We start from the raw sequence: 14,285 nt of genomic DNA on the forward strand, positions 1-14,285 counted from the left end.
GTTTAGCTGCTTGCAGTATTGCCTGCAAGCTAGCGCTGCTTTGGCCTTTTTAGCTCAACGGCACCTATGGGCTTTCACACTGTCACGTTATCTAACCTTTGATTTACTATGACTATTGCTTCTTCTCACGGTTCTAATGGTTCCGAGTCATCTGCGGCTCAATCATCCAAAAAATTGGTCACGCGCCCCGATCGCAACACGCTGAGTGGAGGCCAGGAGCCAAAACTAAAAACGCCGCCTGAAGATCTTCAGAATGACATGATGGCGGCAGTCAGAACCATGCTGCTGGGAGTGGGCGAAGACCCTGAACGCGAAGGCTTGCTCAAAACACCCAAGCGAGTTGCCGAAGCCATGCGGTTTCTCACCAGCGGCTACCAGCAATCGCTTGAAGAACTCGTCAACGGGGCCATCTTTGACGAGGGACACAACGAAATGGTTTTGGTGCGTGATATTACAGCGTTCAGCCTCTGTGAACACCACATGCTGCCGTTTATGGGCAAGGTTCATGTTGCGTACATTCCCAACCAAAAAGTGGTGGGGCTTAGCAAACTCGCTCGCATTGTGGAGATGTACTCCCGCCGCTTACAAGTGCAAGAGCGCCTGACGCGCCAGATTGCCGAAGCGGTTCAGGAAATTCTAGAACCTAGAGGTGTCGCTGTGGTGATGGAAGCAACCCACATGTGCATGGTGATGCGAGGTGTGCAAAAGCCTGGCTCCTGGACGGTGACTAGCGCGATGGTCGGTGTGTTTCAGGAGGACCAAAAAACGCGGGAAGAATTCTTGAACTTGATCCGTCATCAGCCCTCCTGGTAGCCCTTTGTTTGAGGCGATCGCCTGTTAGAGGATGTCTTAAAAACGACAAATCAGTGAGCAACGGATAGAGAACGGATGAATCGGTGGTAAATTTCAAGCGAGCCGTTGTCTATTCGTTTCATCCGGTATGAATCCGCTGCTAATCATACTGCTTAGACATCCTATTAAGGACGCAGCTTGGAGTCGAAGTGGGATCTTACGTAGGGACGCACAGCCGTGTGCCCCCTACAGAGAATCTCATACCAATTTAACTGACGATCGCGATAGTTAAAGATTCCCCTCCTTCGGCATCCCTCTCAACAAGGGAGACTCAGGGGGATCGAGTGCAATGCATCTGCCACCTTTTCAATTCAAATTGGTATCATTTGTCGAGGCGATCGCATCCAAGCTCCTCAGTCCTGGGATCTTTAGGGCTTAGAATCAGGCGCTAACAGCGACACAATATCTGCATGTGCCAGCACAACATCGGGACTGTGTTGAAAAGCGGCATCGTATTTAATGGCAAACGCATTTCCCTGAGCATCAGGTGTTAGTAACGTGCAAACATCGGCCAGAAAAGCGTCGATCGCTTCGGGCGCAACTGGCTCGTCAGCATCGAACAATTCATCAATTTGGACAATCAGTTCTGAGATCTGATGCAACCAGGCAAATTGCTCGTGACCAATAACCAGTTGCAGCAATTGCCCCTTAGAAACTTTGCCTTGTGCCTGCTCGTAACTCCTGCGCTCCATTTCTAGCAGCAGCTTGTGTAACCGTAAGAGCTTAAGGCGTAATTCGTTTAACCGTTGATGTTGATTGATGCGTTGTTGTAATGGATCAAGCATGAATCGTTCCCATTCTTCCGTTTTAATGATCATTGGCTGGGATCGTTATCTTGCCGACGCTCGCTCCAGCCCCAACCGTTGGCCTACCTCTATGCTAATCTTTGGCTGCTAATCCTCGCTGATGATGGCGCTGCGATCGAGCAAGAGTAAATCCCTCAAACTATCGGTATCTAATTCGGTTAACCAATTTTCGCCTGTGCCGATGACGTTTTCAGCCAGAGCCTTTTTGCTTTCAATCAGTTCATGCACCTTTTCTTCAAGGGTGCCGTTACAGACAAATTTGTGTACTTGGACATTCTTGGTTTGCCCGATGCGGAAGACCCGATCGGTCGCCTGGTTTTCTACGGCAGGATTCCACCAGCGATCGAAGTGAAAGACATGGTTCGCACGGGTCAGGTTTAAGCCAACGCCGCCAGCTTTGAGCGACAAGATGAAAATGCGTGGTCCTTGCGGGTCATGCTGAAAGCGATCGACCATCTCTTCACGCTGCTTTTTCGACGTACTACCGTAGAGAAACAGGGTTTCTCGCCCCAACTGCTTTTCCAGATGCGTTTTCAGCAGCTTTCCCCATTCTGCAAACTGGGTAAAAATAAGGGCGCGATCGCCTTCTGCCACCACTTCTTCAAGCATTTCTTCTAACCGTTGGAGTTTACCAGAGCGCAGTAGAAAAGAGTTTTGAGTTTTAAGTTTTGAGGTTTGAGTTAAGTCTGACTCCTGACTCTTGGTTCCTGACTCCTTTAAAAACAATCCTGGATGATTACAAATCTGCTTCAGCTTTACCAACAGCGCCAGAATGATGCCTTTGCGCTGAATGCCTTCGGCGGCTTCGATTTCGGCAAGGGAACGATCGACTGTGTGCTGGTAGAGGGAGGCTTGCTCGGAGGAGAGTCCGCAGAAGACCGTCATTTCCTGCTTGTCGGGCAAATCTTGGATGATGTCGCGATCGGTCTTGAGGCGACGCAACAGGAAGGGTTGGACGAGCGATCGTAGGGTTTGCAGAGAAGCCGTATCGCCATAGCGTTCGATCGGAGTGGCAAAGCGGCGCTGGAAGAAGTTTTTGGGTCCCAGATAGCCCGGATTGAGAAAATCTAAAATCGACCAGAGTTCCGACAGGCGATTTTCGACCGGGGTACCTGTCAGCGCAATGCGAAACTGCGCGTCAAGCTCTCGCACGGCTTTCGACTGCTTGGCATCTGGGTTTTTAATATTCTGCGCTTCGTCCAGTACTACGCCCTGCCACGCCACGCTTTGCAAGTCCTTCAGGTCACGATGAATGAGCGCATAGCTCGTTATGATTAGATCTTTACCCTGCACCGCTTTAGCAAAGGCTTTTCCCTGTGGTCGCTTATCACCGTGATACAAGAAGGCGTTCAACGTAGGGCCAAACTTCTTCACCTCGCGCTCCCAGTTGCCCAGTACAGAGGTAGGGCAAACCAGCAGTGTGGGGTACTCCAGGGTTTTCTGCTCTTTGAGATGCAGCAAAAAGGCAATAAGCTGAATGGTTTTGCCCAAACCCATATCATCGGCAAGGCAGGCACCTAACCCCCATTGCTCTAAAAAGGTCAGCCAGCCAACCCCTCGTGATTGATAGGGACGCAATGCACCGCGAAAGTGTTTGGGTGTAGGCAGTGCTTCAATTTGCCGATTGCCACTCAGGGTCGTGATGAGTTCTTGTAGCGGACCGGATGCCTCAAAGCTAACAACAGGCAGTTTTTCGATCGTCTGCGTATCGCCCGTACTAATTCGCAGCGCATCTTCGAGAGACAGGGCCGTCTGATCTTTGCGGCTGGCAAAAAAGGTCTGGGCTGCGCGAATGTCCTGGGGACGCAACTCCACCCATTCGCCATTGATTTCAACCAGTGGCGCATTGAGGGCGACCAGGCGATCGAACTCCGCTTTCGACAGGCTTTGTCCACCGATCGATAACTCCCATCGGAAATTGAGCAAGCTTTGCAAACCCAGGCGCACCTGCCCTTTGTTGAGCTTTGCCGACTGCGCTTGAATCTTGAGTCCTAAGCGGCTTGCCCACCCGCCCTGATTCGCTAAACTGGGTGGCAACACCACGCCAAGCCCACTGTCCTGCAAGCGCCAAGTCACGGTTTTCAAAAACTCGTAGGCTTGTTGGGCGGTTAGCGAACAGTACTGTGGTCGTGATGCCTGTAGGCTAGGCTCGATCGACGCATACAAGCGAGATGCAAGCCCCAAACCCATCAGCAGCGTCTCTTGGGGACGATTGATCGTCCGCCCCTGATAATGCAACTGCTCAACCGGATGGCTCCAAATCGTTGGCGCACTTACCAAAACGGTAGAATCATCCGCCGCCTGCAAGAAATATTCCAACGACCACTGCGCTTGCCCTGACTGAGGCGGATGTAAGTACAGACACGCCCGAAACAAATTTGGCTGTACTCCCTGGTATTGCAAGGGAGCGATCCAGGTTTCCAGTGCTTTTTTGAGCGCCTCCAGTCCCGTAACCTTGACCATTGCGGTCTCTTGCCCTAAAGCCTGTAGCCATTCCCTGACCGGAGACGCGATCGCAGTCGGCTTGACGCTACCTGACGCAGCTTTTTCACTCAAAGCTGGTAACGGCTGCTGCTGAACCGTCAACCGAATTTGAGCGTCCAAGGTGCTGCTGAGAAAGGCTTGAAGGAGACTTTGGGGCGTAGCAGGAAGCGACAGAGAAAGAGAGGCCGTGTGTACAGGTTGGAGGGTAGAGAGTGTGGAAAAATCGCCTTTGTGAGAACTATTTTGAGCAACCCCCTCCTGCTCCCCCGGCCTCTCCGGCCTCCCCTGCTCCCCCTGCGGATAAAACCGACACGCGATCGGCATGTATTCTACAAAATGTTTCCACCGCACCTGATCCACCGCGCTATCTAGTAACGGTTCCCAGCACGCCCAGACATGATCCTGCTCCCTTTTCTCCAGTCCTGGCAGAAACTTCGATCGTGCCAGCAGATCCAGGCTCCAACGAGCAGTGTGTGACCAAAACCGCAGATCGCCGCTAAGAAAGGAGTCCTCTGCGTGAATGGTGCCTAGAGGTAGCGCATTGAGGAAGGTAAACGCCGCGATCGGATCGAGGCAAAGCCCCTCAACAGACCAGGGGTAGAGAAACTGATTAGGGGCGTCAGTGCTCTCGGTATCCGCACGCTCTACAACCGCAGAATGATGTGGGACGATCGTTTCGGTCGGGAGATCTAACTCACCCTGGGTAAGATAGGACGGGATTGCGAGCGATCGCGTTTGCCAGAGTCCAGGAAGAACGGTTTGGCTGGGGGACGCTTCTTTGGAGGAGCGTGACTGCCTTGCTTTTGTCCCAGCCACCGCAACAGGTGCTTCTGCCGATGCTAGTAACGCTGACGGTAACCGTAGCATTCCAGCCTCGTGGCGTGATCGCAGCGATGCCAACAGTTCACCCGGGGTCATCGCAAACGGATGGCGCTGTACTGGTACATCCAGTGAGGCTAGCCCGGTGTGCAACATCTCTGGCTCAATTCTGCGCCACACCTCGCCCCAGATCAAGAGATAACCAGTCGGTAAAGCGGCACGATCATATGAGATGCCCTTTGTCTCCTGCGTCTCAACCTGTAAGGGAGAAACGATCCAGCTACCGTGTAAAATTGCCATGCGCGTTAATCGAATTCCAGACTGTGCTGAAATGAAACGTTGAGTCTAATCAAGCAGTTAAAAAAGAAATGAAGGGCGATCGGTTAAAATAGCAGGAACTCTAAGTAGCGACAAAGACTATCTACAAAGCTTTAAGTAAAACCAATGTGACCAATCTCTCACTAGGTATAACCGTCACTCTATAGCTGGATGAGATGATTGCAATCAGAGGTGACTGAAACCGCTGTCTGAAAGCAATTTAGCAGACTCGTCATTAACTGTAGTGCAGCGTATCTAAGACATCTAAAAGAAGCAATAGTGCCCAAATTTCACTCGATTTTGATGCAATAGTGACGGCTAAAAAGCAAAGAAAACAATGCTTTGAATCGCGCCAAGCCTCAAAATCGATCGCTGAAAGCATCATTTAGCACGCATCTTTATCTACACATTTCATTACAAAACCAGTTGAGTGTAGAGCATGACTACGCAAAAAATCCGGTCATCAGCAAATGCCTGAAAGTTTTTTACTTCGAGCCTAGCTGTTGCGATCGGAATTGCATAATGACTCTTATTGTACAACCTGAAACCTGAAGTGTGGTGACAGAAGTTGCTTTTGCTCCGTGTCGCGTCGAAAGCCTGGGTCTAAGCAATGCTTAATGCTCTAAAAGCTCTGTGTGCCTGGCTTTCAGCCTTCAGCTTTCAGGTGTTGCCCTACCATTTTTTAACCTTTTTTAATATTTTGAATGGCCCACTTTTGACGATCGCAAGCATTCAAAGCCGTATCTGAATATCAATGCTACGATTGCGAAAGAAAACAAAAAGAGCGATAGAGAAGGATAGCACACTACATGAAAGAATTTGAGAAGTCGATATCCTTTGATGGTAGGGATATTCGGCTGAAGGTTGGTTTACTCGCTCCGCAGGCAGGAGGAACCGTCCTCATTGAATCGGAAGACACTGCGGTTTTGGTGACTGCAACCCGTGCTGCCGGACGAGAAGGCATTGACTTCCTCCCGCTGCTGGTCGATTACGAAGAGCGCCTGTATGCCGCAGGGCGCATTCCTGGAGGCTTTTTGCGCCGTGAGGGTCGTCCACCAGAACGTGCGACGTTAACGAGCCGTTTGATCGATCGCCCCCTGCGTCCCCTTTTTCCTGGCTGGCTGCGTGACGATATTCAGGTGGTGGCTACCACTATGTCGATGGACGATCGAGTGCCGCCCGATGTGCTGGCTGTCACAGGTGCGTCGATCGCGGTCTTACTCGCAAAATTGCCCTTCAATGGCCCGATGGCGGCTGTGCGCGTTGGGCTAGTTGGCGACGATTTTGTCATCAACCCAACGTTTAGCGAAATTGAAGCAGGCGATCTGGATCTCGTCGTGGCAGGGACGCCTGAAGGCGTGATCATGGTCGAAGCGGGTGCGAACCAGCTACCCGAACAAGACATCATTGAAGCGATCGACTTTGGCTACGAAGCCGTGCGCGATTTAATTCAAGCACAGCTAGACCTGCTGCAAGAATTGGGCATTGAGCAAGTGAAGGAAGCGCCCCCAGCAGTGGATCAAACGCTCGAAAACTTCATTAAAGAGCGGGTGACACAACCTGTAAAAGAAGTGCTGGGTCGCTTCGAGACAGATAAGAACGTGCGCGATGCGGCGTTAGATGAAATTAAGGCATCAGTCGTCGCCGCGATCGCTGAACTTCCCGACGAAGATCCCGTCAAGGCCGCCGCTGCTGCTGCACCCAAAGCTCTCAGCAATACCTTCAAAGACGTCACCAAAACCCTCATGCGTCGTCAGGTGATTGAAGACAAGGTGCGGGTAGACGGTCGCAAGCTGGATGAAGTACGTCCGATTTCTTGCCGGGTAGGTGTGTTGCCGCCCCGCGTGCATGGCAGTGGGTTATTCAACCGAGGACTAACCCAGGTGTTGTCGATTGTCACCCTGGGTACGCCTGGTGATGCTCAGGAAATGGATGACCTCCATCCCGATGAGAAGAAGCGCTATCTGCATCACTACAACTTCCCGCCCTATTCGGTGGGTGAAACACGTCCGATGCGATCGCCGGGTCGTCGCGAAGTGGGTCACGGGGCTTTGGCAGAGCGTGCGCTGGTTCCCGTTTTGCCCAAAAAAGAAGACTTCCCCTACGTACTGAGAGTCGTCTCCGAAGTGCTGTCGTCGAATGGCTCTACCTCAATGGGTTCGGTGTCTGGTTCAACCCTGGCGCTGATGGATGCAGGAGTGCCGATCACAAAACCCGTCAGCGGTGCGGCGATGGGTTTGATTAAAGAAGGCGACGACATCCGCATCCTGACTGACATTCAAGGGATTGAAGACTTCCTTGGCGACATGGACTTCAAAGTGGCGGGTACCGATACGGGTATCACCGCGCTTCAGTTGGATATGAAGCTCAACGGCCTACCGCTAGCCGTCATTGCTCAGGCCATCAACGAAGCCAAACCCGCCCGACTGCACATTCTGTCGAAGATGCTGGAAGCCATCAATCAGCCTCGTAGCGACATGTCACCCTTTGCGCCTCGCCTGCTCACCATCAAGATCGATCCCGACATGATCGGGATGATCATTGGCCCTGGCGGTAAAACCATTAAAGGCATCACGGAAGAAACCGGAGCCAAAATCGACATTGAGGATACGGGCATCGTGACGATTTCCTCGATCGATGGCGAAGCGGCGAAAAAAGCACGCAGCATCATTCAGGGTATGACGCGCAAGCTGAACCAGGGTGATGTGTATGCAGGCAAAGTAACCCGCATTATCCCGATTGGGGCCTTTGTCGAATTTCTTCCTGGCAAGGAAGGGATGATCCACATTTCGCAACTCGCAGACTACCGCGTCGGCAAGGTTGAAGACGAGGTGACGCTGGGCGATGAAGTGATCGTCAAAGTGCGCGAAATTGACAACCGGGGTCGCGTAAACCTCACTCGTCTGGGCATCCATCCAGACGAAGCCGCAGCGGCTCGTGAAGCAGCCGCAGTTGTGTAAGTAGAGCCGCACGATCAGTCATGATCAAGTCGGTCCTAATCAAATAGGGACACACGATCGTGTGTCCCTATCGTTGTATTGGGCGTTGTTTTGCCCCACATTTGCGGTGAAAGTCGAACCCTACCGCCGTGCCGAAATGACGAGCGATCGCGTCCGGTTAACCAACTGCCCGATGCCCATATCCCGCTTAAAGATGTCGTGCAGCAGGACGTAGAAGCAGGGGATGATAAACAGTGTGAGCATGGTTGCCAGGGTCAAACCGGAGAAGACGACAACGCCTAATGGCTGCAAGAACTCTGAGCCTTCGCCGATACCTAGCGCTAGAGGAAACAGTCCCAAGACGGTGGTGATCGTCGTCATGAGGATTGGGCGCAGACGTTGAGGCGCAGCTTTCATGATGGCAGTTTTGCGATCGAGTCCCTCTTCTTCTCGAAGCTGGTTTGCCGTCTCTACCATGATGATGGCGTTGTTAACCACAATTCCGACGAGCAGCACCGCACCGACTACGACCGTAATGCCGATCGCGGTTTGCGTCACAAATAGCCCCAAAATACCACCCGCCAAGGCCAACGGCACGGTCAGAATAATGACCAGCGGATCGATGACAGAGTTATACTGCACTGCCATGACCACAAAGACCAGAAAAGCTGCCAGCCCGCCCAGCACGACCAGCGCTCCCTGAAGTTCTTTGTTCGTTTGTCCGGCATAGCTTGGCAGCACCGTTACGCCATCCGGCAGCTCTAGCTTGGAGACAATTTGCTGCACTTCTTCTAACGCTGCGCCCAGACTCGCGCCTTTATTCAAGTTGCCTGCAATGAGAAAAACAGAACGCTGGTTAATGCGCTGAATCTCACCAGGAGCCTGACCTTCCTCAATTTTGGCAACGTCGCTCAAACGCACCAAGGCACTGTTATCGACAAACAGCGGAAGTTGAGCCAATTGGGAGGGCTGTTTCAGCAAATCCTGATTTAACTGCACCCGCACATCGACCAAACGTTCACTGCGCTGCAACTGGGTCGGCACGGAACCTTCGATCGCGGTTTGAATGGTGCTGCCAATCTCCTGGGTCGTCAAACCGAGGGCATTGGCACGTTCCCAATCGGGGCGAATTTGCACTTCAGGCTGGCGATCGTCTGCATCAGGGCGAAACGCCGATAGTGTGACCTGTTCATCCAAAGCCGACAGCACTTGCCGACCTGCCTGCCGCAGTGCGTTTGTATCTTCCCCCTGAAGCACTACATCCACTTCCGCACCCCGTAACGGAGAGTTATTCAGGGTCAAACCACGCACAGAACCCGCAGAAACCCGTACCCGAATGCCTGCCAGATTGAGCTTGTTCATTTCTCGTGTGACCCGTTCGGTAAATTCCACCACGTCACTCCCCTCTTTGAGGGTCACGCTGCCCGTACTGCGCGACGGGTTCGATGAAACCGTGTTACCAAACAGCGAACCGCCTGCGGTTGTGAAGACATACTCTGTCTCTGGCTGTTTGAGCAGTACATCATCCACCGCTGCCATCACGCGCCGATTCGTCTCTAGCGAGGTGCCGGGTGGAAACTGCACGTTGACATTGGCCTGCCCGGTGCTGATGCGCGGCAGAATTTCTTGGGGAATCTGACCCGCCATCGCGATGCCGCTACCACCCAACACGATAAATGCCGTCACAATGACGATCGCCCGACGACGAATCACCTTCGCCAGCGTGTTGCCGTAGGAGCGCGTAAGACCGTCTAGCCGTTGGTTAAACGCACGCAGCAGCCATAGCCGCTTTAACCCACTCGACCACTCAATGGCAAAGAGACGAGCCGATAACATGGGTACAACCGTAACCGCGACAAGCAATGAGGCGGCGACCGCAAAGCAAATTGTAAGAATGAGTTCGTTAAACAGCAGCGAGACAAAGCCACCCACCAGGATAAAGGGCAGTACCGATACCAGGTTGGCAGCAGTTGAGGCGACAAGTGACGATTCGACTTCACGGCTGCTTTCCTCAACAGCAGTGATCAGGGTACGGGCACGATCGCTCTTTCCATTCCCATTGCTATTCCCGTTGCTGTTGGGATGCCCGTTCCCGTTGCGATGATCGAGGCTCCCATCCAGCTTAAGCGTTTCTACCCGTTTGCTGACGTTTTCAAGAATCACCACAGAGGTATCGATCGCCTGCCCAACACTGATTGCCAGTCCACCCAAGCTAAAAATGTTAAGCGAGAAGCCGCAAAGCTTCATCACGATCGCTGCTGCCAGCGTACAGAGTGGAATCGTCAGCGCAATAATAAACGTCTGTCGGAGTGATCCCAGAAAGATGAAGACGGCGATCGCCGCCAACAACGCGCCTGATAGGCCTGAATTGATTACATCCGCCAGCGAATTGCGAATAAATTTTGACTCATCCAAGGTCGGCGTGATGATCATGTCTGCTGGAATTAACCCCGACTGTCGCAACTCCTCCAACCGTTGCTTCACGGCATCCACCACCGACACCGTATTGGCATCTGGCTGCTTCTGCACGCTGATTTTGACGGCTTTTTGCCGATTCAGATTGACCAGCACTCGCTCCTCTTCCGTACCGTCGATCACTTCGGCGAAATCGCGCAAGTAAACCCTTTGGGAAGGAGAGTTTTGAGTTGAGAGTGTCGAGTTTTGAGTTGCACTAGTCGAGGTTTGGGGCGTACCTTGCTGTCCGCTCCCTCCTGACTCCTGACTCCTGACTCCTGACTCCTGACTGCCGACCGCAAACGACAAATCTCGAATCTCCCCCGCATCTCGAAAGCGCCCCACTGCCCGCGTCAACGGTTCCGAGTTTTCGCCCAAAATGCGTCCACCAGAGACATCCTGATTGCGCTGCTCCAATTCGTCCAGTACATCCGTCAACCCAATGCCCAGTGCTTGCAGGCGATTTAAGTCAATGTTGACGCGCACTTCTTCGACTACGCCACCCGAAACATCCGCTGACGCAACGCCTGCAACGATACTCAGCTCACGCGATAGTTCTTCATCAGCAAACACACGCAGATCGACATCTCGCAATGACGGTGACGTGAGTGCCATTTCGTAAACAGGCAACTGCGACGGATCGGCTTTAAAGAGGCGTGGTTCTTCGATCGTATCGGGTAGCTGGTTTCGGTTGCGGTTAAACGCAGCAGTTGTATCATTGAGCGCCTGATCCACGTTGCTGCCAGGGTTGAAATACAAATCCAGGTTGACCTGCCCCTCTCGCGTTTGCGAATAGATTTGCACGACTCCATCAGTCGTTGACAACGCTTCTTCGAGTGGTCGAGTGATCTCGTCGATCGCTACCTCTGGCGAAATACCGGGCGCTTCCAGGCGTACCCCAATGCGGGGGTAGGTAATGGACGGCAGCAGATCGACTGGCAGTTGCGCGATGAAAAAGATGCCCACCACAATGACGGTCAGCGTCAGCATCAAAGTACCGATGTGCTGTCGAATTGAGAGGGTACTCAAGCTAAAGCCAGACGATGAAGGGGGTTGCATGTCGGTAAATGGGGAGTAGGGAATGAGAATGCAGGAGTCAGCATTTGATGGAGGTCGCCCCTGAATGAGTGCATGAACACTTCACCCCAGCGAACTTCTGGACGGCAAGGAATAGCTTGCGTTTACTGCACTAGCTCCACTTCGTGACTCTATTTTGCTGACAGAATGCTTAAGCGCACGGAGTCGCCATCTTTGAGTGGTTTGCCAGTGCGCGAGACGAAGCGATCGCCCGGATTCAGGCCAGCCAGAATTTGGACTTTGCCATCAGCCTGTTCGCCCAATGTGACTGAGCGTGCCGCCACTTTTGCCTGTTCGCCTTCGCCGACCACTACAAACAGCGTACCTTTTGTCTGTTTGGGTTTGGCTCCACCCTGCGCCCGATCGCCAGCTTTGGAGGTGCCTGTATTTGTGCCTGCTTGCTTGGATGGCTGATTGGCTTTCTGGTTAGGTTGTTGCCCTTGGGCACGATCGTCCTGCAAGGCAGAAAGTGGTACAACGACGCGATCGGTCGTTTTTTGCGTAAAGCTCACCCGTGCCAGCAAGCCACTGCCTACTTTGCCCGTTGGGTTGGGAATGGTCACTTCAACGGGTACCAGACGAGAGATTGGATTGGCAGCAGGCGACACACGCGTTACGGTGCCCGTAAACTGCTCATTGGGAAAGGCATCCAGCCGCACGTTTGCCGTTCCACCCAAACGAACGTTTGCTAAATCGAGTTCCGAAACCTGCAACGTCACCTTTGCGCGACTAAAATCACCGACCCGCATTAATTCATTGCCAACCTGTACCAGGTTGCCGACCTCAGTTGAGCGTGTCAGCACGGCACCATTAATGGGAGCGGTCAGCACGGCATATGATCGCCGCTCTTGTTGCTGTGCCACAACGGCCTGCTGTGCCACAATGCGACCGTTCGCTGCCACGATCGCCTGCTGTTGATTGCGAACCTTTTCCTGGCTCGATCGCAAGACCTGTGCGGCTGTTTTTGCTTGTGTACGGGACTGCTCTGCTTGCTGCTGCGTGATCGCACCATCTTTGGCGAGTTTGTCGTAACGAGCCGCATCCGCTTCAGCTTGTTGCAGTTGCAGCCGAGACTGTTCTACCTGCGTCCGGGCGTCGCTAACCTGTGTCTGAAGCTGGCTAATTTCAGAACGTCTGGAGGCAAGCTCGGCTTCTGCTTCGGTTGTGGCTGCATTTAAAAGAGAGTCATCAATTTGCGCCAGGGTTTGACCGCGCTGAACGCGATCGCCTACATCCACAGTCAGTTGCCGCAATTGGCCTTCCGCCTGAGCGCGAATCGCCACTTCCTGTAAGGGTTGAGTTGTGCCTGTGTATTCTCTCGCCGTTTCCAGCGGAGCCGTCGCCGCGATCGCCACATCAACTGCTGCCGCCCCTCGCCCCTGAGCGGCCCCAGACGGTTTAGTCTGAGCATCAGCCGCATCTTTAGGCAAAAAATTACAGCCTGAAAGCGCCACCATAAAAGCAGCGAGAACCCCCCAGCGAGTCATCCAGCCTATGTTAGCCGGATGAGTTTGGAATGGGAGAGACTTAAAAGGGGCTGACTGGGGGTGTAAAGTCGTCGGTGAATGCATGGAAGAAAGCATAGAGATGGAGTGCCATATACATCAGTGAATAGAAGCAAAGCGGACGGCTTACACAATGCCGCCATTTTACAATTCTTTACACAATATCCTGTCTATCAAGCGAAGGATGCTTGCGTAAAGCCGTTGTCAAAAAGCAAATGCAATACTCAGTGGATGAGCAGATTGAGGCAACGAGACCTCCTAGTTAGACTGCGTAGCCCAAGCTCTGGTTCAAACGTTGGCTCAAAAAAGTTGGTGTTAAAAAATTGGCTCAAAAATCTTGACTCAAGCAGAACTGAGCGCAGCAGCCAAAAGCACTGTGCAAGCAACACTGCGCTGATAGCGTGTGGATCGTCAGCGTCGTCCCAGATCTGCCCCTGCTGAGTGAAGCCCGATCGTGTATACCAAGCAGCCTCATTTCTTTGAGCAAAAAGCGCTCGCTAAATTTATTGAAAAGTTTTTGCTCAATCAGTAACCATCTCGACCAAAGCACCGTCTTGTCTCTGGAACGGTAATAGATCTTGGTGTATCAACCCTACGTAATTTCTACACACTTGTAGCTTTACCACTGCATCATGATGAAAGCCATGCAAAGAACCGCTTTAAATGTGGGCGATCGTGTCCGTCTGGTACACGGCTCTATGAGAGGACACACGGCTACGGTTTTTGCGATCAAGGATGACGCTTACTTTCTCATTGGAGATTGGACAAAGCAAACAGGCTTCGTCCAAGTCAAGTATGGCCCTATTGAGTATGATCACCTGGAAAAACTGTTGGGTAACCAGATGTAGAAAGACGGATTGGGGAGACGCTGCTAGCTATCAGCCATCAGGATGATCGTCGGAGCTTTTCCTCAGAAGGGCCGCTTGAGAGCAATAGACGTCTTTCTCTAACCGTCTCTTTCCTAAATCGGGAGGCTCAATAGGGATTCCGGGGAGTTAAGCAAGAAGGTTCTCCAGTAAAGCACTGAGCAA

Annotated in this window: 7 protein-coding genes; 3 read left to right on the forward strand and 4 right to left on the reverse strand. The window is 52.5% G+C overall.

Annotation, left to right across the window (positions count from 1 at the left end):
- Positions 1 to 108: 108 nt before the first annotated feature.
- Positions 109 to 813 (forward strand): GTP cyclohydrolase I FolE, encoded by a 705-nt coding sequence (folE, locus tag AC5JLP_RS13560; RefSeq protein WP_496068446.1) that lies wholly within the window; start codon positions 109 to 111, stop codon positions 811 to 813.
- Positions 814 to 1,220: 407 nt separating this feature from the next.
- Here folE and AC5JLP_RS13565 read toward each other — a convergent pair whose 3' ends face one another.
- A complete protein-coding gene (locus AC5JLP_RS13565; RefSeq protein ID WP_496068447.1) occupies positions 1,221 to 1,637 on the reverse strand; it encodes a hypothetical protein in 417 nt (138 codons plus the stop codon).
- 108 nt (positions 1,638 to 1,745) lie between these two features.
- Positions 1,746 to 5,261, reverse strand: a complete 3,516-nt coding sequence (locus AC5JLP_RS13570) for a sll1366 family intein-prone helicase (RefSeq protein ID WP_496068448.1) — start codon at positions 5,259 to 5,261, stop codon at positions 1,746 to 1,748.
- 827 nt (positions 5,262 to 6,088) lie between these two features.
- Here AC5JLP_RS13570 and AC5JLP_RS13575 point away from each other — a divergent pair.
- Complete coding sequence (locus tag AC5JLP_RS13575; RefSeq protein WP_496068449.1) at positions 6,089 to 8,239, forward strand: polyribonucleotide nucleotidyltransferase; 2,151 nt, start codon at positions 6,089 to 6,091, stop codon at positions 8,237 to 8,239.
- 120 nt (positions 8,240 to 8,359) lie between these two features.
- Here AC5JLP_RS13575 and AC5JLP_RS13580 read toward each other — a convergent pair whose 3' ends face one another.
- Both AC5JLP_RS13580 and AC5JLP_RS13585 read right to left on the reverse strand, forming a co-directional pair.
- Positions 8,360 to 11,731 carry an efflux RND transporter permease subunit gene (locus AC5JLP_RS13580; protein WP_496068450.1) on the reverse strand — a complete coding sequence of 1,124 codons (3,372 nt, stop codon included), beginning with the start codon at positions 11,729 to 11,731 and terminating at the stop codon, positions 8,360 to 8,362.
- 149 nt (positions 11,732 to 11,880) lie between these two features.
- Entirely contained in the window at positions 11,881 to 13,236 is a 1,356-nt protein-coding gene (locus tag AC5JLP_RS13585) for an efflux RND transporter periplasmic adaptor subunit (protein ID WP_496068451.1), read from the reverse strand.
- A gap of 650 nt (positions 13,237 to 13,886) precedes the next feature.
- On the opposite strand from AC5JLP_RS13585, the gene AC5JLP_RS13590 reads away from it, so the two are divergent.
- Positions 13,887 to 14,102, forward strand: a complete 216-nt coding sequence (locus tag AC5JLP_RS13590; protein ID WP_496068452.1) for a hypothetical protein — start codon at positions 13,887 to 13,889, stop codon at positions 14,100 to 14,102.
- Positions 14,103 to 14,285: the final 183 nt, after the last annotated feature.

Source organism: Stenomitos rutilans, assembly GCF_059505485.1.